Annotated in this window: 18 protein-coding genes, 1 tRNA gene and 1 pseudogene; 13 read left to right on the forward strand and 7 right to left on the reverse strand. The window is 59.4% G+C overall.

All coding sequences use genetic code 11. The features are described from left to right. The first annotated feature begins 12 nt into the window (after nt 1–12). The 4 genes from dsbC (at nt 13) to lysS (ending at nt 5,176) form a co-directional block, all read left to right on the forward strand. Nucleotides 13–726: a bifunctional protein-disulfide isomerase/oxidoreductase DsbC gene (dsbC, locus tag ACLH1U_RS07430; RefSeq protein WP_002916301.1), complete on the forward strand. Its 714-nt coding sequence runs from the start codon at nt 13–15 to the stop codon at nt 724–726. A 5-nt stretch (nt 727–731) separates the two neighbouring features. Next, nucleotides 732–2,465 (forward strand): single-stranded-DNA-specific exonuclease RecJ, encoded by a 1,734-nt coding sequence (recJ, locus tag ACLH1U_RS07435; protein WP_032454029.1) that lies wholly within the window; start codon nt 732–734, stop codon nt 2,463–2,465. A gap of 85 nt (nt 2,466–2,550) precedes the next feature. Next, a protein-coding gene (prfB, locus tag ACLH1U_RS07440) for a peptide chain release factor 2 (protein ID WP_101862173.1) occupies nt 2,551–3,649 on the forward strand; the annotation gives its coding sequence in 2 pieces (ribosomal slippage) (nt 2,551–2,625 and nt 2,627–3,649; 1,098 coding nt in all). Nucleotides 3,650–3,658: 9 nt separating this feature from the next. After that, the gene (gene lysS, locus ACLH1U_RS07445) at nt 3,659–5,176 is read left to right on the forward strand and encodes a lysine--tRNA ligase (RefSeq protein ID WP_008806422.1); all 1,518 of its coding nucleotides are present in this window, start codon (nt 3,659–3,661) and stop codon (nt 5,174–5,176) included. Nucleotides 5,177–5,380: 204 nt separating this feature from the next. Here lysS and idi read toward each other — a convergent pair whose 3' ends face one another. Further along, nucleotides 5,381–5,935, reverse strand: a complete 555-nt coding sequence (gene idi, locus ACLH1U_RS07450; RefSeq protein WP_032454025.1) for an isopentenyl-diphosphate Delta-isomerase — start codon at nt 5,933–5,935, stop codon at nt 5,381–5,383. Between the two features lie 315 nt (nt 5,936–6,250). Here idi and actS point away from each other — a divergent pair, with 315 nt between their 5' ends. Then, on the forward strand, nt 6,251–6,964 hold the full coding sequence (gene actS, locus ACLH1U_RS07455) for an amidase activator ActS (RefSeq protein WP_023290963.1): 714 nt from the start codon (nt 6,251–6,253) through the stop codon (nt 6,962–6,964). Nucleotides 6,965–7,044: 80 nt separating this feature from the next. Then, nucleotides 7,045–7,118 (forward strand) — tRNA-Gly (locus ACLH1U_RS07460). Between the two features lie 167 nt (nt 7,119–7,285). Here ACLH1U_RS07460 and ACLH1U_RS07465 read toward each other — a convergent pair. Further along, nucleotides 7,286–8,674 (reverse strand): MFS transporter, encoded by a 1,389-nt coding sequence (locus tag ACLH1U_RS07465; RefSeq protein ID WP_411299195.1) that lies wholly within the window; start codon nt 8,672–8,674, stop codon nt 7,286–7,288. 129 nt (nt 8,675–8,803) lie between these two features. Here ACLH1U_RS07465 and ACLH1U_RS07470 point away from each other — a divergent pair, with 129 nt between their 5' ends. Then, nucleotides 8,804–9,733 carry a LysR family transcriptional regulator gene (locus tag ACLH1U_RS07470; protein ID WP_101862168.1) on the forward strand — a complete coding sequence of 310 codons (930 nt, stop codon included), beginning with the start codon at nt 8,804–8,806 and terminating at the stop codon, nt 9,731–9,733. A 351-nt stretch (nt 9,734–10,084) separates the two neighbouring features. Here ACLH1U_RS07470 and ACLH1U_RS07475 read toward each other — a convergent pair. Then, nucleotides 10,085–10,786 (reverse strand): annotated as a pseudogene (locus tag ACLH1U_RS07475) (carboxymuconolactone decarboxylase family protein); the annotation flags it as partial. 203 nt (nt 10,787–10,989) lie between these two features. Between ACLH1U_RS07475 and ACLH1U_RS07480 the strand changes: the two are divergent. After that, nucleotides 10,990–11,253, forward strand: a complete 264-nt coding sequence (locus tag ACLH1U_RS07480; RefSeq protein WP_101862167.1) for a hypothetical protein — start codon at nt 10,990–10,992, stop codon at nt 11,251–11,253. A 3-nt stretch (nt 11,254–11,256) separates the two neighbouring features. Here ACLH1U_RS07480 and ACLH1U_RS07485 read toward each other — a convergent pair whose 3' ends face one another. Both ACLH1U_RS07485 and ACLH1U_RS07490 read right to left on the reverse strand, forming a co-directional pair. Beyond that, entirely contained in the window at nt 11,257–11,829 is a 573-nt protein-coding gene (locus ACLH1U_RS07485) for a DUF1349 domain-containing protein (RefSeq protein WP_085551383.1), read from the reverse strand. A gap of 18 nt (nt 11,830–11,847) precedes the next feature. Beyond that, nucleotides 11,848–12,141 carry a YciI family protein gene (locus ACLH1U_RS07490; protein WP_048298243.1) on the reverse strand — a complete coding sequence of 98 codons (294 nt, stop codon included), beginning with the start codon at nt 12,139–12,141 and terminating at the stop codon, nt 11,848–11,850. Between the two features lie 216 nt (nt 12,142–12,357). Between ACLH1U_RS07490 and ACLH1U_RS07495 the strand changes: the two genes are divergently transcribed. The 5 genes from ACLH1U_RS07495 to ACLH1U_RS07515 all read left to right on the forward strand — a co-directional run bounded on the left by ACLH1U_RS07495 (nt 12,358) and on the right by ACLH1U_RS07515 (nt 16,975). Further along, the gene (locus ACLH1U_RS07495; protein WP_032454019.1) at nt 12,358–12,687 is read left to right on the forward strand and encodes a metalloregulator ArsR/SmtB family transcription factor; all 330 of its coding nucleotides are present in this window, start codon (nt 12,358–12,360) and stop codon (nt 12,685–12,687) included. 52 nt (nt 12,688–12,739) lie between these two features. Further along, nucleotides 12,740–14,032 carry an arsenic transporter gene (locus ACLH1U_RS07500; protein ID WP_072420566.1) on the forward strand — a complete coding sequence of 431 codons (1,293 nt, stop codon included), beginning with the start codon at nt 12,740–12,742 and terminating at the stop codon, nt 14,030–14,032. 9 nt (nt 14,033–14,041) lie between these two features. After that, nucleotides 14,042–14,464, forward strand: a complete 423-nt coding sequence (gene arsC / locus ACLH1U_RS07505) for a glutaredoxin-dependent arsenate reductase (protein WP_032454017.1) — start codon at nt 14,042–14,044, stop codon at nt 14,462–14,464. 473 nt (nt 14,465–14,937) lie between these two features. Next, nucleotides 14,938–16,491 carry a peptide MFS transporter gene (locus tag ACLH1U_RS07510; RefSeq protein WP_032454016.1) on the forward strand — a complete coding sequence of 518 codons (1,554 nt, stop codon included), beginning with the start codon at nt 14,938–14,940 and terminating at the stop codon, nt 16,489–16,491. A 184-nt stretch (nt 16,492–16,675) separates the two neighbouring features. Beyond that, the gene (locus ACLH1U_RS07515; protein WP_004205347.1) at nt 16,676–16,975 is read left to right on the forward strand and encodes a DUF1889 family protein; all 300 of its coding nucleotides are present in this window, start codon (nt 16,676–16,678) and stop codon (nt 16,973–16,975) included. Nucleotides 16,976–17,225: 250 nt separating this feature from the next. On the opposite strand, the gene ACLH1U_RS07520 is transcribed toward ACLH1U_RS07515, so the two are convergent. Next, a complete protein-coding gene (locus tag ACLH1U_RS07520) occupies nt 17,226–18,674 on the reverse strand; it encodes an MdtP family multidrug efflux transporter outer membrane subunit (protein ID WP_032454015.1) in 1,449 nt (482 codons plus the stop codon). Then, entirely contained in the window at nt 18,671–20,608 is a 1,938-nt protein-coding gene (mdtO, locus tag ACLH1U_RS07525; RefSeq protein ID WP_048298233.1) for a multidrug efflux transporter permease subunit MdtO, read from the reverse strand. Before mdtO ends, ACLH1U_RS07520 begins: the two co-directional genes overlap by 4 nt. Nucleotides 20,609–20,618 lie beyond the last annotated feature (10 nt).

The following is a 20,618-nucleotide window of genomic DNA, read 5'->3' on the forward strand; positions in this document are numbered from 1 at the left end:
AAAGGACTGAGTATGAAAAAAGGTTTATTGATGTTCACCCTGCTGGCGGCTTCCCTTTCCGGGGCGGCGCATGCCGATAGCGCGGCAATTAAACAGTCGCTGGCGAAGCTGGGTGTGCAGAGCACCGATATTCAACCGTCGCCGGTTTCCGGGATGAGCACGGTGCTGACCGACAGCGGCGTACTGTATGTCACCGACGACGGCAAGCACATCATCCAGGGGCCGATGTACGACGTGAGCGGCGCGCAGCCGGTCAATGTCACTAACCAGCTGCTGCTGGGTAAACTGAACGCGCTGAGCAACGAAATGATTGTCTACAAAGCGCCGAAGGAGCAGCACGTCATTACCGTCTTCACCGACATCACCTGCGGTTATTGCCACAAGCTGCATGAGCAGATGAGCGACTACAACGCGCTGGGGATCACCGTGCGCTATCTCGCCTTCCCGCGCCAGGGACTGCAGAGCCAGGCGGAGCAGGATATGAAGGCCATCTGGTGCGCGAAAGATCGCAACAAAGCGCTGGATGACGCTATGAACGGCAAGGGCGTGCAGCCGGCGAGCTGCAGCGTGGATATCGCTAAACACTACACCCTTGGCGTGCAGATGGGCGTCAACGGTACCCCGGCGATGGTCCTCAGTAACGGCATGGTGCTGCCGGGCTATCAGGGGCCGAAAGAGCTGAAGGCGTTCCTCGACGAGCATAAAAAACAGACAAGCGGTAACTGATTCGCGTGAAACAACAGATACAACTACGCCGCCGCGAGGCGGTTGACGGCGTCGATTTACCCGCCGATCTGCCGCCGCTGCTGCAGCGGCTGTATGCCAGCCGCGGGGTGCGCAGCGCCCAGGAGCTGGAGCGCAGCGTCAAAGGCATGCTGCCGTGGACGCAGCTCACCGGCGTTGAAAAAGCGGTCGGGATGCTGCACGACGCTTTCCAGAAAGGGTTGCACATTGTCGTAGTCGGCGATTTTGACGCCGACGGCGCCACCAGCACCGCGCTCAGCGTGCTGGCCCTGCGCGCGCTGGGCTACGGCAACGTCTCCTACCTGGTGCCGAACCGTTTTGAAGACGGCTACGGCTTGAGCCCGGAAGTGGTCGATCAGGCCCACGCCCGCGGCGCGCAGATGATCATGACCGTCGACAACGGGATCTCGTCCCATGCCGGCGTCGATCATGCCCATGCGCTGGGGATCCCGGTGCTGGTAACCGATCACCACCTGCCGGGGGAGACGCTACCGGCGGCGGAGGCCATCGTTAACCCTAACCTGCGCGATTGCGACTTTCCGTCGAAATCGCTGGCCGGGGTCGGGGTGGCGTTCTATCTGATGCTGGCGCTGCGCACCTTTCTGCGTGATAACGGCTGGTTCGATGCCCGCGGCATCGCCGCGCCGAACCTTGCCGAGCTGCTGGATCTGGTGGCGCTTGGCACCGTTGCCGACGTCGTGCCGCTGGATGCTAACAATCGTATTCTCACCTGGCAGGGGTTAAGCCGCATTCGCGCTGGCAAATGTCGGCCCGGCATTAAGGCGCTGCTGGAGATTGCCAACCGCGATCCGCAAAAGCTGGCGGCCAGCGACCTCGGTTTTGCCCTCGGGCCGCGCCTGAACGCGGCGGGGCGGCTGGACGACATGTCGGTCGGCGTCGCGCTGCTGCTGTGCGATAACATTGGCGAAGCGCGCGTGTTAGCCAATGAGCTTGACGCGCTCAACCAGACGCGCAAAGAGATCGAGCAGGGGATGCAGGCGGAAGCGCTAACGCTCTGTCAGCAGCTGGAACGCAGTAGCGATACCCTGCCCGGCGGGCTGGCGATGTACCATCCGCAGTGGCACCAGGGGGTGGTCGGCATCCTCGCCTCGCGAATTAAGGAACGTTTCCACCGGCCGGTGATCGCCTTTGCGCCCACCGGCGACGGCACGCTGAAAGGCTCCGGCCGCTCCATACAGGGGCTGCATATGCGCGATGCGCTGGAGCGTCTCGATACGCTCTATCCGGGGCTGATCCTGAAGTTCGGCGGCCACGCGATGGCGGCAGGATTATCGCTGGAAGAGGCGCGCTTTGAGGAGTTTCAGCAGCGCTTTGGCGAGCTGGTGACCGAGTGGCTGGATCCCGCGCTGTTACAGGGCGAGGTCGTTTCCGACGGGCCGCTGGCGGCGGCGGAGATGAGCATGGAAGTGGCGCAGATGCTGCGCGATGCCGGGCCGTGGGGACAGATGTTCCCGGAACCGCTGTTTGACGGCCGTTTCCGCCTGCTGCAGCAGCGGCTGGTGGGTGAGCGTCACCTGAAGGTGATGGTCGAACCGGTTGACGGCGGCCCGCTGCTGGACGGTATCGCCTTCAACGTGGATACTTCCATCTGGCCCGACAACGGCGTGCGTGAAGTCCAGTTAGCCTACAAGCTCGACATCAATGAGTTCCGCGGCAACCGCAGCCTGCAGCTGATCATCGATCACCTCTGGCCAAATTGACAACAGTGTATGAATAAGGGCGCGAATCCGGTAGAATTCCGCTCTTATCACCGCATTTTGACAAATCCATTAAAAGAAACCGACCATGTTTGAAATAAATCCGGTAAAAAACCGCATTCAGGACCTCACGGAGCGCTCCGACGTTCTTAGGGGGTATCTTTGACTACGATGCCAAGAAAGAGCGTCTCGAAGAAGTAAACGCCGAGCTGGAACAGCCGGACGTCTGGAACGAACCTGAACGCGCTCAGGCGCTGGGTAAAGAGCGTTCTTCCCTGGAAGCCATCGTAGATACCCTGGATCAGATGTCCCAGGGGCTGGAAGACGTTGCCGGCCTGCTGGATCTGGCCGTGGAAGCGGACGACGAAGAGACCTTCAACGAAGCCGTCGCCGAGCTGGATACGCTGGAAGAGAAGCTGGCGCAGCTTGAGTTCCGCCGCATGTTCTCCGGTGAATACGACAACGCCGATTGCTACCTCGATATTCAGGCAGGCTCCGGCGGCACCGAAGCCCAGGACTGGGCCAGCATGCTGATGCGCATGTACCTGCGCTGGGCGGAAGCGCGCGGCTTTAAGACCGAGATCATCGAAGAGTCCGAAGGTGAAGTCGCGGGCATTAAATCCGTGACCATCAAGATCATTGGCGATTACGCTTACGGCTGGCTGCGTACCGAAACCGGCGTTCATCGTCTGGTGCGTAAGAGCCCGTTCGATTCCGGCGGCCGCCGTCATACCTCCTTTAGCTCTGCGTTCGTTTACCCGGAAGTTGAAGACGATATCGATATCGAAATTAACCCGGCCGACCTGCGCATCGACGTTTACCGCGCCTCCGGCGCCGGTGGGCAGCACGTTAACCGTACAGAATCCGCGGTGCGTATTACCCACATCCCGACCGGGTTGGTGACGCAGTGCCAGAACGACCGTTCGCAGCACAAGAACAAAGACCAGGCCATGAAGCAGATGAAAGCGAAGCTTTATGAGCTGGAGATGCAGAAGAAAAATGCCGAGAAGCAGGCGATGGAAGACAACAAGTCCGATATCGGCTGGGGCAGCCAGATCCGCTCTTACGTGTTGGATGACTCGCGTATTAAAGATCTGCGTACCGGGGTGGAAACCCGCAACACTCAGGCGGTGCTCGACGGCAGCCTGGACCAATTTATCGAAGCAAGTTTGAAAGCAGGGTTATGAGGAACCAACATGTCTGAACAACAAGCACAGGGCGCTGACGCGGCAATTGACCTTAATAATGAACTGAAAACCCGTCGCGAGAAGCTGGCTGCGCTGCGTGAGCAGGGCGTCGCTTTCCCGAACGATTTCCGTCGTGACCATACCTCTGACCAACTGCACGCTGACTTCGATGCCAAAGAAAACGAAGAGCTGGAAGCGCTGAACGTTGAAGTGGCCGTGGCTGGCCGCATGATGACCCGCCGTATCATGGGTAAAGCGTCCTTCGTCACCCTGCAGGACGTTGGCGGTCGCATCCAGCTGTACGTAGCGCGCGATGACCTGGCGGAAGGCGTTTACAACGACCAGTTCAAAAAATGGGATCTCGGTGACATCATCGCCGCCCGCGGTAAGCTGTTCAAGACCAAAACCGGTGAGCTGTCTATCCACTGCACCGAGCTGCGTCTGCTGACCAAAGCCCTGCGCCCGTTACCGGACAAGTTCCATGGCCTGCAGGATCAGGAAGCGCGCTATCGTCAGCGTTACCTCGACCTGATCTCCAACGATGAATCGCGCAACACCTTTAAAGTGCGTTCGCAGATCCTGGCGGGTATCCGTCAGTTCATGGTTGGCCGCGGCTTTATGGAAGTGGAAACCCCGATGATGCAGGTGATCCCGGGCGGCGCCTCCGCGCGTCCGTTCATCACCCATCATAACGCGCTGGATCTGGACATGTACCTGCGTATCGCGCCGGAACTGTACCTCAAGCGCCTGGTCGTGGGCGGTTTCGAACGCGTCTTCGAGATCAACCGTAACTTCCGTAACGAAGGGATCTCCGTTCGTCATAACCCAGAGTTCACCATGATGGAACTCTACATGGCCTATGCGGACTATAAAGATCTGATCGAGCTGACCGAATCCCTGTTCCGCACCCTGGCGCAGGACATTCTCGGCAACACCGAAGTGCCTTACGGCGACCAGGTGTTCGACTTCGGCAAGCCGTTTGAAAAACTGACCATGCGCGAAGCGATCAAGAAATACCGTCCGGAAACCGAGATGGCGGATCTGGATAACTTCGATTCCGCGAAAGCGATCGCTGAGTCTATCGGCATCAAAGTGGAGAAAAGCTGGGGTCTGGGCCGTATCGTGACCGAGATCTTCGAAGAAGTGGCGGAAGCGCACCTGATCCAGCCGACCTTCATCACCGAATACCCGGCGGAAGTTTCTCCGCTGGCGCGCCGTAACGACGTCAACCCGGAAATCACCGACCGCTTTGAATTCTTCATCGGCGGCCGTGAGATCGGTAACGGCTTTAGCGAGCTGAACGACGCCGAAGATCAGGCGCAGCGCTTCCAGGACCAGGTTGATGCGAAAGCCGCGGGCGACGACGAAGCGATGTTCTACGATGAAGACTACGTGACCGCGCTGGAGCACGGCCTGCCGCCGACCGCCGGTCTGGGTATTGGTATCGACCGCATGGTGATGCTGTTCACCAACAGCCACACCATCCGCGACGTGATCCTGTTCCCGGCAATGCGTCCGCAGAAATAATCGCGTCTTGTGAAATGCAAAAACCCGGCTTGCCGGGTTTTTTTATGTCTGACGTGAGGCCTGAAGGCTGGCGTAGCGCGGCTGGCGGCGTAAATGCCTTAACCGGGCTACGCAACAGCGCAGAACCGTAGGCCTGTGCAAGCGTAGCGCCGCCAGGCATTAATGACAGGCACAGGGCTGCGCCTGGCCTGGAGAATAGTCAGCTTACCCGCGCACACGCGCAACAAAGTCGGTCAGCGCCTGGCGAGCGTCCCGATTTTCCGCTTCCAGCACCATCCACGGGCTAAACGCCCACGGCGTGGCGGCCAGCGCGCTTAACATCGTTGCCAGGTCAACCCACTGATAATCCATGACTTCATCGTCGTTAGGCAGCACTTCGCTCACCACGCGCGCGGCATACACCGGGCATACTTCGTTCTCAACGATGCCGTTCGGGGCGACCGCCCGGTAGCGGAAGGCCGGGTGAACCGGCACGATGTCGGCGATCTCCACGCCGAGTTCGAAGCGACAGCGGCGCGTGACGGCCTGCTCGAAGGTCTCGCCCTGCTGGGGGTGTCCGCAGACGGAGTTGGTCCACACCCCGGGCCAGGCTTTTTTGCCCAGCGAACGGCGGGTGACCAGCAACTGCCCCTGCTGATTAAACAACCAGCAGGAAAACGCGAGATGTAAAGGGGTATCAAGCGTGTGGGCGGCATACTTCTCCAGCATACCGGCAGGTTGATCCTGCTCATCCAGTAAAATGACGTGTTCCCCGGCCATGACGACTCCTGAAAATAAAAAATGACCCGGCACAAACCCGCCGGGTCATGTACTCAGGCCTCTAGGGTAGCCCATAAATGGGAGAAAGGCATTACCAAAACAAGCCCTGGAGTCCGCTCTGTGAGCGGCAACGCGTCATGGCGGGTAAGTCCACCACGACGTGCGGCTCCAGCAGCAATTGCTGTCCGTCGCGGGCCGGATGCGATGGCGGGGGGCTATTGGTTTCGCCATCAGGGATGACGCCCTGCGCCGCGGACTGGTATGATATTCGCCCTGGTTGCGAGGTAAGTGGTTGTGTTAAGTGCAGGATGCCTGATGATGAAACGCGTTTTTATGACACTGATGCTGGTGGTAAGCCTGGCGCTGGCCGGCTGCTCCAGCAACTCCGATTCCGGTACGACCTACACCGTCAAACGCGGTGATACCCTGTATGGCATCTCCCGCACCACCGGCACCAGCGTTCGCGATCTGGCCCGCCTGAATAACATCTCCCCGCCTTACACCATTGAGGTGGGGCAGAAGCTGAAGCTTAACGGCAGCAGTTCAACGAAGACAACGAAGAAAAAATCTTCCTCCACGCGCACGGCGGCGGTCACGCCTTCGTCCGCGGTACCTCAGTCCTCCTGGCCGCCGGTGGGACAGCGCTGCTGGCGCTGGCCGACCAGCGGCAAAGTGGTCCTGCCTTATTCCACCGCCGATGGCGGCAATAAAGGCATTGATATCGCCGGGACTCGCGGCCAGCCCGTGTACGCCGCCGGGGCGGGCAAGGTGGTCTACGTCGGCAACCAGCTGCGCGGCTACGGCAACCTGATCATGATTAAGCACAGCGAGGATTACATCACCGCCTATGCCCACAACGATAAGCTGATGGTGAATAACGGCCAGAGCGTGAAGGCCGGCCAGCAAATCGCCACCATGGGCAGTACGGATGCCGACTCAGTGCGTCTGCATTTCCAGATCCGCTATCGGGCGACGGCCATCGATCCGCTGCGCTACCTGCCGCCGCAGGGCAGTAAGCCTAAGTGCTAAAAGGTTATTTTATCGCCAGTCAGCATCCGGCGGGCTTGTCACAGGGTGCGTAAGGGCTATAATGCTTTTCGCACCTCTTCGCGGGCGTAGTTCAATGGTAGAACGAGAGCTTCCCAAGCTCTATACGAGGGTTCGATTCCCTTCGCCCGCTCCAAACTCAAGTCTTCTGACGTCTACCCAACTCAATTTTCCCTTGATAAATAAGAAGTTATAGCATTCTGTTAGTCTATTGAACTCCGACGGAGGACTCCTCTTTGGTTGCGGGATCGGCGTTTTGCGTTGCTGGCGCTGGAGTAGTAGCGTTTAGTGATATTTTCGCACTTATCCTGTTTCCGCAGGATGAGTGATTTTACGCAACCGGCTCGCGCTGACGACGACCGATACCGCAGAGGCCGCGGCGGCGCTCCACAGCGCAACATGAATTGACCTTTCATCTGCTGCCAGCAGAACGCCTACGGCGGCGGCTCCCAGGCACTGCCCGAAAGTGCGCATAATGGATAAAACACCGGACGCATAACTCGCGTGCTCACGAATAACGTTTGAGAGCATTTCTCGGTTATTGGGACTCTGAAAGCAGCCAAACCCTATTCCGCACACCAGACTTCGCAGGCAGATATCCCACATTGAAGGGCAGGCGGGTAACGTCGCCAGCAGGATCAAACCGACGACAAAAATCACCAGCCCCAGGGTGGATATCGCCGGGGCTGATATCGTGTCCGCCCAACGGCCTGCATGCGGCGCAATCAGCACGATCCCTAACGGCCACGGCGTAAACAGCAGGGCAGACACTACCGGACTGTAGCCGTATTCGCTCTGAAACAGGAAGGGTAGCGCAATAAAGGTGATCCCCTGGCTGACAAAAGCAATCATCGACGTGAAGGCCGCGAGGGTAAAACGTTCATTTTTAAACATGCTCGGCGGCAGTAAGGGATGACCCGTGCGGCGGATTTGCCAGATAAAAGCCATGCCGCTCAGCGCAGCGAGAGCCATCCAGCAAAGGCTGCCGAATTGAGAAGTAGCGTTCTGTAGGCTGTTCGCCGCCATGATCGTCGAACCCAACAGCAGCGCCGACAAAATGGCGCCCAGGGTGTCGAAGGGCGCCTGCATACGAATCGTATCCCGCGGCAGCGCTCTGACCGCCAGCAGTAAGGCGAGGGTGCCGGGAAGAACGTTTATCGCAAACAGCCATTGCCAGCTCAGGGTGTGAAGGATCGTACCGCCCAATACCGGGCCGATAGCGGAGCTGGAGGCAATGAGCAGGGCATGGAACCCCAGAATGCGGCCAAGTAATCGTCCGGGAAATACGGATCTGAGTATTGCGGGGGCAATACTCAGCGTCGCCGCGCCGCCGATCCCCTGAAGCACGCGCATACCGATAAGCACTTCGGGCTTATTCGCCAGCGCGCAACCCAGTGATGTCAGGGTAAAGGTCGTCAGGCCCGCCAGAAATACGGGGCGATAACCCAGACGGGCCGCAAGCGCCGCGAATATCGCCAGCGTCATCGCAGCTGCCAGCAGATATCCGTTGGCGAACCAGACGGCAATACCGGCAGGTACCTGCATCTCCTGAGCCATTGAGGGCAGGGCAATGTTGATCATGGTGCCATCAAACACGCCCATTAAGGTGGTGGTCATTATTGCGGCCATCACCCGTGCGCGCGCCGGGCCAGGCAGCCCTTCGTCGCCGGGTTGGCTGGAAAAGAGCGTCATCATTTGTCCTCTGAGAAGAGTGTATGGATGACAAAACTATAAAGATGGCTTTTATTGGGCGGAAGGCGCACTATTTTCACTTTATTGTTGCATCAAACGCCTTATCTTAATGTGCTGGGAGAAAGGGTAATGTCTGATCCCGATTTTAATTTGCTGGTAGCACTCGACATATTGCTGAGTGAAGCGAGTGTCGCAGGTGCGGCACGTCGTCTGAACCTCAGCACCTCGGCCATGAGCCGGACATTATGCAGGTTACGCGATGTCACAGGAGACCCGATCCTGGTGCGCGCCGGGCGTAACATGGTACTGACCCCGTGGGCCGAAGCGACCCGGGATCGCGCCAGGCGTGCAGTGCACGATGCCAGGGCAGTATTGCAGCCCTCAACTGAAACGTTCTGCGCGCGAAGTCTGGCGCGTCTTTTTACCATCAGGGCAAACGATGGTTTTGTGGTGGCGTTTGGGCCTGCGCTCATCGCAGCGGTTGCCGACGCCGCGCCGGACGTCTGTATACGCTTCGCGCCCAAGCCGGAAAAAACCTCGCGCTATCTTCGGGAAGGGCTGGTTGATCTGGAGATTGGCGTTCAGAGTAATATGGGGCCAGAAATACGGCTGCAGCGACTGTTTGAGGATCGGTTTGTTGGCGTCGTGCGTAAAGGGCACCCGTTGGCTAAGCAGGCAGAAATAGGCGTGGGTGATTATGTCGCCTGGGGCCATGTGGTAGCGTCACCCGAGGGCGCGTTGCACGGATCCGTTGACGATGCGCTGGCCGAACTGGGGACAAAACGTAAAATTGCGAGCGTCGTACCGGGATTTCCGACAGCACTGTCCGTGGCGTTGGAATCGGATCTTATCGCCATGATACCCGCACTCTATTTACTCAATCAGCAGGTAACGGACCAGGTACACGTTTTCGAGCTGCCGTTCAAAAGCCGTCGTATTACGGTATCGCAGATGTGGCACCCAAGAATGGAACGCGACCCCGGTCACCGCTGGCTGAGAGAGCAAATTCTTGCGATATGCGGTGTGGCCAGGTCAGTCATGACTAAGGAGCCGGTATAGCGATTGCTATAACATCAACTTATATTAAATTAACAACACAATACATTGATATTTAAGATAAAATAAATTAAGTGTAGTAGCTGAATTGAGATGGCGATCTCTGACCAAATAGACATGTCCGCGCTACAGTCTCGCCACAGCGATCGCGGCTTTCAAAGGATGAGACTCATGACGGCATACGGAACGGAAATTTTCTCAATGAGCGATGTGAACAGACTCACGATCGAAGTCTCCACGCGTCGATAGACCGTTTATGTCCTTTCCGCGAGATTTAATCGAAAGCCCTCGTGCTACCTTTAAGCTAACTATTAACGATAAATAAAGGACAGCTTTCCTGTCCTTTATCCTTTTTTATTCAGCTTTGCTCTCGCGCGATCGCAACACCTCACCGACCACAGGAGCAGCGGTAAACGCATTTGGCCATCCCGCGTAGAACGCCGCCTGGGCGACCACTTCTCCGGCCTCTTCAGCCGAAAGCCCATTATCCATCGCTCTGTTTAGGTGGTAGCCAATCTGCGCGCTCTGTCCGGCGGCGATTAACGCGCTGACCGTCACCAGGCTTCTGTCGCGGGGCGTAAGCGCGGGCCGTTGCCAGAGGTCGAGAAACAGCGGGTCGGCGGTAAATTTAACCAGGCCAGGCGAAATGGGACCGACATTTTTCTCCACGGTGTCTGCACGCTGTTTCTCTACCTGTTCATTGAGAGGCAGCAGCGTTGGCGAGGCGGCGGGCAGGGCCTCTGTCGTGATGCCGCGGGCTGCAAAGATCGCTTTGGTCACCCTGACGGCTGACATCGCATTGGGCCAACCTGAGTAGAACGCCAGATGGGTAATGATCTCTGATACTTCCGCTGGCGTCACGCCGCTATCGAGAGCGACTTCAATATAGTGCTTAAGCTCGCCTGGCTGGTTGTGGGCAATCAGCATGGCCACAGTCACGATGCTGCGGTCGCGGGCAGACAGGGCGTCACGTTGCCAGAGGTCGTTGGTAATCGCTTCACGGCCAAAGCGTGCCAGCGCCGGGGAGACCGCGTGAATGTCAGCGTCCGAAAGAGTGAAAGCCCTGATTGATTTTCTGATAGCGCATACCGCGGAATGAAGGCTGTTTTGCGTGCGAAATGTCTGAAGGCGCCGGCCCTGTCTTTCCCTCTGCCTTAACCCTATACTCCCTGCGGATAAAGCGGTTTTTTATCGCGGTGCAACGGCTTATCCCATTGTCAACGCGATGGGCGGGGAATTTCACTAAGGGAGAGGCAGCAATGGGCAGACGCTTAATGGTCTGTGTGTTCGCGCTGGTGGCGTTTTCAGCTACTGCAGCGCATGGTCATCACGGCCAGTCGGTAATATCGGGCGCCGACGGCGGCAACGGTTCGGACGGCGGCAGTAGCGATAACTCCTCGGGGCGGGCAGGGTGCCCGGGCGGCACCGATCCCGATGAGCATGGCCATTTTTACCTGCCCGGCACCCGCGAACCCTGCAATCCTGGCCCCCAGGATGAAGAGAAAGTCGGGTCTTCCCACTAGCGTTCAGCTCAGATCGTGCAGCGCCTTGTCCAGCGGCGGGGAAAGCTGAATATCCAGAAACGCAACCGCCAGTCCGCCGCGCTCCGGTGAGCAGCACATGACGCCGGCTTTCACCGGGCCTGGCGGAAAGTAGCCCAGACGCAGCAGCGGCCAGCGCTCGCCGTCAGTCGAATATTGCAGCCTTAACGCATCGCCTTTGCGGGTCAGACGCAGCCAGAAGGTGCGTGGGTCGCCGGGAAAAAGCCCGGTGGCCCAGTCGGAGTGATTCAGCGTCAGTACGCTGCCGATGGCCGGGGCATCGTCATTGAATTCAATTCCCGCCTTCAGCCAGGTCTGCTCGTCCGCCATCATCATCAGCCCGGCCTGGTCGTAAAGCGTGGTGAAATCCGCACAGATTTTTGCCTGCAGGGTAAAATCGCCCTCCACCTCAGCGGCATAAAGATGGCCGGAGAAGCGCTCGAAGCCATACCAGGTATGACGCCAGAAATCGGTATGCTTATCGGTGACCACCGTCAGGCTGTCGGCATCGCGGCGCCACTCGGCTGGTTCATTAATCCAGTGAAAGGATGGCTGCATGTTTCCTCCGGAACAGGCTTATAACAGCGACTGCAGCGCGGGGGACGCCATGCTGGCCTCAAAGGGGATAATCTCCGTATGGGCGAGACCCAGCTGCTGGAAGGGATCCTGGCTCAGACGCGATTCCAGAATTTCCCGGCTGTCGCATTTCGCCAGAATCACCCCGCCGGTGCGGGGAATACGGCGGCCGGAGGTGAGAAAGAGGCCGTCAGCATAGCCTTTTTTGAGCCATTCGACGTGGGCGGGGATCGCGCTGTCAATCTCTTCGAGCGGTTTTATATACGTTAAAACAACCACATAAATCGTACTCATCCTGAAAACCCTGTCAATCCGATGGGATCTTCAGCCTGACACATTTCGATGATGGTTAAAAGAAAACGCGGCATTTTTGCGTGCTATTGAGCAGGAGGCACATGTTGCAACGGTATGGAGATTTATCGCGGCTGTGAAAACACATATGTTTTTTCGAATGCGTATTGATCTTTGTTCGTGGTCCCGTATGCTGTCCGTCACGCTTGAGGAGAAACCATGTCTTTATTGCCCCTGCAACTGTTCAAAAACCTCGCCGATGAAACCCGGCTGGGGATCGTGCTGTTGCTCAAGGCGCGGGGAGAGCTGTGCGTGTGCGATCTCTGTACGGCACTCGCCCAGTCCCAGCCCAAGATCTCCCGCCATCTGGCAATGCTGCGGGAGAGCGGGCTGCTGCTGGATCGAAAACAGGGTAAGTGGGTCCATTATCGCCTCTCTCCGCAGATGCCGGCCTGGGCGGCGCAGGTGATTGAGCAGGTCTGGCTAAGTCAGCAGGACGAGGTGCGGCTGATGGTCAGCAGACTGACTGGCGGGCCGGGTTGTCGGTAAAAAATTTATCTTAACATATATGATTTTTCGAATGTGATTGGTGGGAGGAAGAATGTTGCTGGCAGGTGCGATTTTTGTCCTGACCCTGGTGCTGGTGATCTGGCAGCCGCGGGGTTTAGGGATCGGCTGGAGCGCGGCCTTTGGCGCGGCGCTGGCGCTGGCCACCGGTGGAGTACAACTAGCCGATATCCCGGTGGTGTGGCATATCGTCTGGAATGCGACCGCCACGTTTATCGCCGTTATCATTATCAGCCTGCTGCTCGACGAATCCGGCTTTTTTGAATGGGCCGCGCTACACGTTTCCCGCTGGGGAAGAGGGCGGGGTCGTCTGCTGTTTACCTGGATTATCCTGCTCGGTGCGGCGGTGGCGGCGCTGTTTGCCAACGACGGCGCGGCGCTGATCCTCACGCCCATCGTAATTGCCATGCTGCGGGCGCTGGGGTTCAGTAAGGGAACGATGCTGGCCTTTGTCATGGCAGCCGGGTTTATTGCCGATACCGCCAGCCTGCCGCTGGTGGTGTCGAATCTGGTGAATATCGTTTCGGCAGATTTCTTTGCCATTGGCTTCAGGGAGTACGCTTCGGTGATGGTACCGGTCGATCTCGCGGCGATCCTCTCCACCCTGGCGATGCTGCACCTGTTCTTTCGCAAGGATATCCCGCCGGCCTGGGATATGGCGTTACTGAAAGCACCGGCCACGGCGATAAAAGATACGGCGACGTTCCGCACCGGCTGGGGCGTGCTGCTGTTGTTGCTGGTCGGCTTTTTCGTTCTTGACCCGCTGGGGATCCCGGTCAGCGCCATCGCGGCGCCGGGAGCGGGGATCCTGTTTGCTGTCGCGAAGCGCGGGCGGGTGATAAACACCGGCAAGGTGCTGCGCGGCGCCCCATGGCAGATTGTGATCTTCTCGCTGGGGATGTATCTGGTGGTGTATGGCCTGCGAAACGCCGGATTAACGGATTATCTGACCACGGTGCTGAACATGCTGGCGGAGCGCGGGCTCTGGGCCGCGACGCTGGGCACCGGTATCCTGTCGGCCTTCCTCTCTTCGATCATGAATAATATGCCCAGCGTGCTGGTCGGCGCCTTGTCGATCGATGGCAGCGCGGCAACAGGGACGATCAAAGAGGCCATGATATATGCCAACGTCATCGGCTGCGATCTGGGGCCCAAAATCACGCCGATTGGTAGCCTGGCCACGCTGCTCTGGCTGCATGTGCTGACGCAGAAGCACATCACCATCGGTTGGGGGTATTATTTCCGCTGCGGCATCATCATGACCCTGCCGGTGCTGCTGGTAACGCTGGCCGCGCTGGCGCTGCGTCTCTCCTTCAATCAGCCATGAGAACGTGCTATGAGCATCACCATTTACCATAACCCTGAATGCGGCACCTCGCGTAATACCCTGGCGCTGATCCGCAACAGCGGCGCTGAGCCCACCATTATCTATTATCTGGAGACGCCGCCGTCGCGTGATGAACTACGCCAGCTGATCGCCGCGATGGCGATCCCGGTGCGGGCGCTGCTGCGGCAAAACGTCGAACCCTACGATGCGCTGGGCCTGGCGGAAGACCGGTTTACAGATGACCAGTTAATCGACTTTATGCTCCAGCATCCGATCCTGATCAACCGTCCGATCGTGGTGACGCCGCGGGGCACCCGGCTCTGCCGCCCGTCAGAGGTGGTGCTGGAGATCCTGACGGCGCCGCAAAAAGGCGCCTTCGTGAAGGAAGACGGTGAGCGCGTCATTGATCGGACGGGGCAGCGTGTGAAATAGCGCGCAAAATGGCGCCGGCTGTAGCAGCCGGCAAGCCATGTGCATCCTGCCTCGCGGGAGGCTCTCCGGGTGTGAAACACCTGGATGGCTGAACAATATTCTCCCTTAGCGCTATTTCTGCCTCCTCAGCCCCGTTTCCCTTACTTTTCCTGTCGTTATATGCCCTGCCTGCACCGACGGTTTTTGTCTTTTGTTACTCAATCAACTTACTGTTTTTAATAAATAAAATTATGTATTCTTTACAATGGCATAATGTCAACGCCGTTTGCGCTTTTGCGAACATTAAATCTATAAAACTAGATGTTTGTCGACTTTTCATCTAAAAAGGGAAGGTAAGGGGCTGGACAAAACCACTGCATGGTTATCAAATGGTTAAAAATGCTCGCTTCTGATGTTAAGACAAACAAATTATAAATCGTCAGCCCGCTTTATACGGTTAACTTGCGCTGCGGCGCACCTTATCTGGAGAATTTATGCATTCCTCTGTTAATAAAAACGAAAGCCGTACCTTTTTCGGCCATCCTTATCCGCTGGGCTCCCTGTTCTTCACCGAAATGTGGGAGCGCTTCTCGTTTTACGGCATCCGCCCCTTACTGATCCTGTTTATGGCGGCGACGGTTTACGACGGCGGAATGGGGTTGGCGCGGGAGAACGCCTCGGCGATCGTCGGGATTTTTGCCGGCAGTATGTATCTGGCCGCGCTGCCGGGCGGCTGGCTGGCGGATAACTGGCTTGGCCAGCAGCGCGCCGTCTGGTACGGCTCGATTCTGATCGCCCTCGGGCACCTGTCGATCGCCCTGTCGGCATGGCTGGGCAACGACCTGTTCTTTATCGGCCTGATGTTTATCGTCCTCGGTTCCGGGTTGTTTAAAACCTGTATCTCGGTGATGGTCGGCACTCTGTATAAAAAAGGCGACGCGCGCCGCGACGGCGGTTTCTCGTTGTTCTACATGGGGATCAACATCGGCTCGTTTATCGCGCCATTGATCTCCGGCTGGCTGATTAAATCCCATGGCTGGCACTGGGGCTTCGGCATCGGGGGGATCGGGATGCTGGTGGCGCTGATCATTTTCCGTGTCTTTGCCGTGCCGTCGATGAAGCGCTATGACGCAGAGGTCGGCCTCGATTCCACCTGGAACAGCCCGGTGGCGAAAAAGAATGGCGTTGGGGCGTGGCTGCTGGCGCTGGCGCTGGGAGTGGCTGTGCTGGTCACGCTCATTAGCCTGGGCACGATCGTGATTAACCCGGTGGCGGTGGCCAGCGTGCTGGTCTATGTGATTGCCGCTTCCGTAGCGCTCTATTTCATCTGGCTGTTCGTCTTCGCCGGCCTGAGCCGTAAAGAGCGGGCGCGCCTGCTGGTGTGCTTTATTTTGCTGGTTTCGGCGGCCTTTTTCTGGTCGGCATTTGAACAGAAACCGACCTCATTTAACCTGTTTGCTAACGACTATACCAACCGGATGATCGGCGATTTTGAGATCCCCGCGGTCTGGTTCCAGTCGATTAACGCCTTATTTATCATTCTCCTCGCACCGGTATTCAGCTGGGCGTGGCCAGCGCTGGCGCGTAAAAACGTTCGTCCGGGCAGCATGACCAAATTCGTCATTGGCATCCTGTGCGCGGCGGCGGGCTTTGGCCTGATGATGCTGGCGGCGCAGAACGTCCTGAACAACGGCGGGGCCGGTGTGTCGCCGCTGTGGCTAGTGGGCAGCATCCTGATGCTGACGCTCGGCGAACTGTGCCTGAGCCCGATTGGCCTGGCGACCATGACCCTGCTGGCGCCGGAGAGAATGCGCGGCCAGATGATGGGGCTGTGGTTCTGCGCCAGCGCGCTGGGTAACCTGGCGGCGGGCCTGATTGGCGGTCACGTGAAGGCCGATCAGCTGTCGCTGCTGCCGGACCTCTTCGCCCGCTGCTCCATCGCGCTGCTGATCTGCGCCGCCGTGCTGGCCGTGCTGATTGTCCCGGTCCGCCGGATGCTGGAGAACAGTCAGTCCAGCGGTGCGCAAAAATCCGTCAGCAACGCCTGACGCGATCCTCAGGCCGGTCCCGCGGGACCGGCTTGTTTTTTGTCCAACCCCCGCCCCGGCAGTGCAAAATCCCCTTTTCTGAATGCGCGATGTCCCATAACGTGAGCGTGTTCTTTGAAATCACGTCGCTTTCCGGTCCATAGTGTAGTCAGGTTTACTATGTGGTTAATATAAGGACACACCTATGCCAGCAGTCATTGATAAAGCATTGGATTTCATTGGTGGTATGAATACGTCTGAGCCAGTACCACAGTCTATGGATGAAAGTACCGCGAAGGGAATTCTCAAATATTTGAAAGAGCTGGGCGTGCCAGCCAGCCCGGCCGACGTCGCTGAGCGCGGTCAGCAGCAAGGCTGGAGCGCCGGGTTTACCGACAAAGTGGCGGAGTGGGCTGAACGGGTCGCCGCCGGCGAACGGCTGGTGATTAAGCATCCGGAATTCTTTTCCACCTACATGCGGGAAGAGCTGCGCGCCCTGGTGTAATCGCCGCGCATCAACCCCGCGTCTTCTGTTTAATGCCTTCCCCACCGGGGAAGGCATTCTGGCTGATGACAAACCTGTTTCATTATTGTGCCCGCATTTCTGCCGGGTGGCGGCTTTCGCCTTACCCGGCCTACGAAAGACGGCAATATCAAACCGCTATGCGGTTGGCCGTAGGCCCGCGCAAGCGCAGCGCCGCCGGGCAATCCCTGAAGACGGTTTAATGGCTTCCCCTCCGGGGAAGGCATTTTTGTTACTGGCCGCGGTAGCCGCCGCCCAGGGCTTTGATCAGGGTAATGTCGGTGCTCAACCGCTGGGCCTCAATATCCAGCAGCAACAGCTGCTGGGCAAGGACCGCCCGCCGGGCCTCTTCGGCGGCGTAGCGGCTGAGCAGGCCGCGCTGATAATGGGCGCGAGCGCTGTCGGTGGTGGTCTGCGCCGCGGTGACCTTCAGCTGCTGCAGCGCGCGCTGCTGATTCAGGTCGTTAAGCTGGCTGGAGCTGATGGCGACATCGCGAACCGCGTCCAGTACCGCCTGGTTGTACTGTTTGATCAGAATATTGCTGGCGGTGCGCACCGACTGCAGATTGGCGTTCAGACGACCGCCGTCGAAGATCGGCAGATAGAGCCCAGGCAGCAGGTTGATCTGCTGGAAAGAAGACTTAAACAGATCCCCGACGCTCAGGGCGTTATAGCCCCAGAACGCTTTGATATCAAAATGAGGATAAAACGCCGCTTTCGCCGCGTCGACCTGGCTCAGGGAGGCGGTCACATACCCGCGCAGCGCCTGCAGGTCCGGGCGGCGGGCCAGCAGCTCGAAAGAGAGCGACGGCGGCAGCGTCTCCTGGAGCGCAGGCAGCGCCACCGGATGGATCGCCGGCATGCTCTGCGCATCGGCGCCGATCAGCGCCCGCAGGGTTTCACGATACTGGGTCAGCGTCCCCTCGGCGCTGATGATCTGCTGGCGGGCGGCGAGCTTTTCGGCCTGGGCGTTGGCCACATCCACACTGTCTTCCACGCCGCGTTGGGTCCGGTGCTCGTGGGCCGCCACCGAGAATTGGGCAATGCCTTCCAGGTCCTGCAGCAGCGCGATTTTCTGGAACGTCGCCTGCATGGCGAAATAGAGCTGCGCCACGCTGCTGGCGATGTCGAGCTCAATGCCGGCGGTCTCCGCCAGCCGGGCGTTTTTCTCGCCAATGGCGGCGGCAACCCGGGCGCGATCGGCTCCCCAGAGATCGATATTCAGCTGCGCCCCGACGCCAACGGTGTTCAGCGTATACCAGGGACCGTTCTTATCCACCGGCAGGGAGTAGGAGTAGGGCCAGCTAAAGGATTTGTCGGTGATCCGCAGGCGATTTTGCGCCGCGACGGCGGTGGCCTGCAGGCCCATCGCCGACTGGGCGAGTTCCACCGTGGACTGCGACTGAGAGATGCGCAGCCGGGCGGCCTGCATGGTCGGCGAGTTCTGCAGCGCCCGGTTGATCAGCATGTTGAGCTGAGGATCCTCATAGGCCTCCCACCAGCGGGCTGCCGGCCAGTCGCTATTCGCCAGGTGGATCACCTGCGCCAGCTGGGCCTGCTGCGGATTGACGATGGCGACCTGGGCTGGCTCGTCCTGGATCAGCGCGCAGCCGCTGAGCAACGTCAGCGTCAGGGTAAGGAGAGTGCCGCGCAGCCGCGCGGAGAAAGGAAGGATCATCATGACGTTTTAGCCTGTTGCTCAGTCGCTATCGGTGTCGGGCCCCAGTCGGGCAGGGCGGCCAGCGCGGCGGCCAGCGCCGGGCCAAAGGGGTTAGTCAGGTCGGCGGCTAGCTGCTCGGCAGGCGCTGTCGCCTCCTGTTCGATACGTTCGGCGTAGCGCCGCAGCTGTTCGGCGCAGCGGGTCAGGGTCGGGTCTCCCGGCGCGGCGTTGAGCCGGTACCCTTCGCTAAGGCGGGCGATCTCCTCGGCCCGGGCGAGGGTGGCGCGCATCGGCCAGTCTTTCGCCTGGGGCCAGGGGTGGGCATACGTGCCCAGCGGTTCGGCGCGAACCCGATGGATCAGCGCTTCGCTGTCGGTGAAGGCGACAAACAGAGGGGCCAGCGGCACCGCATCGTGCGGGGCGGCGAGGCAGTCCGCCAGCCGGCGATAGAGTCCGGCGAGGCGCGATTTCAGCTGCGGCGCTTCGCTGTCCGGCCAGAGATACAAATGGACAATGGAGGAGACCAGCACCCCGAGCAGAATGCCCAGCACCCGGTCCCGCAGCTCGGTGAGGTTTGTCAGCGGACCAAACCAGCTGAGGAAGGCCAGCGCAAAAGTGAAACCAATCTGGATCCCGGCGTAGGCGATACGCTCCGAGCCGGCGGCAATCCAGGCCGCCAGCGCCAGCACCGGCAGGGACATCGCCAGCAGCCCCGACAGCGAGTCGGTCCAGGGCTGGACAAAGACGATTAACAGCAGCGCCAGCAGAGTGGCGAGCAGCGCGCCGCCGATGCGCAGCCACGTCTTCTGCATCGTGGCGCCCAGCCCGGGCTGGGCGACGATCACGCAGCTCAGCATAATGGTGTGCAGCCCCTGCCAGTCGGCAGCGGTATAGAAGACATAGCAGATTAGCGTCGCCAGCAGGGTCTTGAGCGCAAAATGGAGATACGCCGGGTTGCGCCAGGCGTCCGGCGCCAGCAGAGGCGGTTTTTCCACCTCGCCCTGCGGCAGGGCCACCGGCTCACCCTGGGCCAGCTGCTGCAGAAGGGCAGCCATCTCCTGCAGAACGGCGCGATTGGCGCCGCGGCCGCTGAGCGCCAGGGGGGGAATGGCGCCGTCAAACGGCCCCTCGCTAAGGGCGCTCTTCAGCTGGAGTACCGCCTGCGACAGCAGCAGGCGATCGTCGCTATCGGCCTCGTCCGCTTGCAGCAGCGCCGCCAGCTGGTAGCAGCGCAGGGTGGCGGCCAGCCGCGAGCGCCAGGCCTGCGGATCGGCGGCGATCTCCGGCGTCGCCCGGCAGGCCTGGGCGAACAGCGACTGCAGCTGGTTGAACTGCGCGGCGGTCTCGCCGAAGGTCGGTGGCGTTTCTCCGCCCGGGGTCGCCAGCCGGCTGGCGACCGACTGCAGCATCTCCGCCAGACGCGCCTTAAACTGGTTGCCGGGAAAGGCCTGCTGAAAACAGGCGTTGACCAGCAGGGTGACAAGGATCGCGGTGTTAATCGCCACCCACAGCCAGAGCAGCAGCCGCACCAGGATCTCGCTCTGGCTGGTCATCGACGGGAAGGTTTGGGCGTAAATCACCGCCAGCGCCACCACGAAAAAGGCCAGTCCCAGCTTGCCCAGCACCCGCATCAGATAGATGGCGCAGAAAAAGAGCGCCACGGAGGCCGCCAGGCGGATCAGCGGGTAGTCATAGGTCCACTTGATGATCAGCAGCACGCCGCCGAGCGCCACGCTGACGGTGACAAAAAAGACCACGCTGACTAACTTAATCATCAACACGTTAGGCTGGCTGACGTAGAACACGACGATCAGCGCGACGGCCAGGAAGGGGATCTGCAGGGTCATGAACAGGGTGATGAGCACCGCACAGCTCAGCGTCAGGCGCAGCGTGTAGCTGGCGCGTCCCGGCGCGTCGCGCAGTTCCTGGCGTAAAAAATGGGCGAGAGGAAACATCGCGTCGCCC

The organism is Klebsiella sp. 1SOBk5mer (genome assembly GCF_046603115.1).
Classification (GTDB): domain Bacteria; phylum Pseudomonadota; class Gammaproteobacteria; order Enterobacterales; family Enterobacteriaceae; genus Klebsiella; species Klebsiella quasipneumoniae.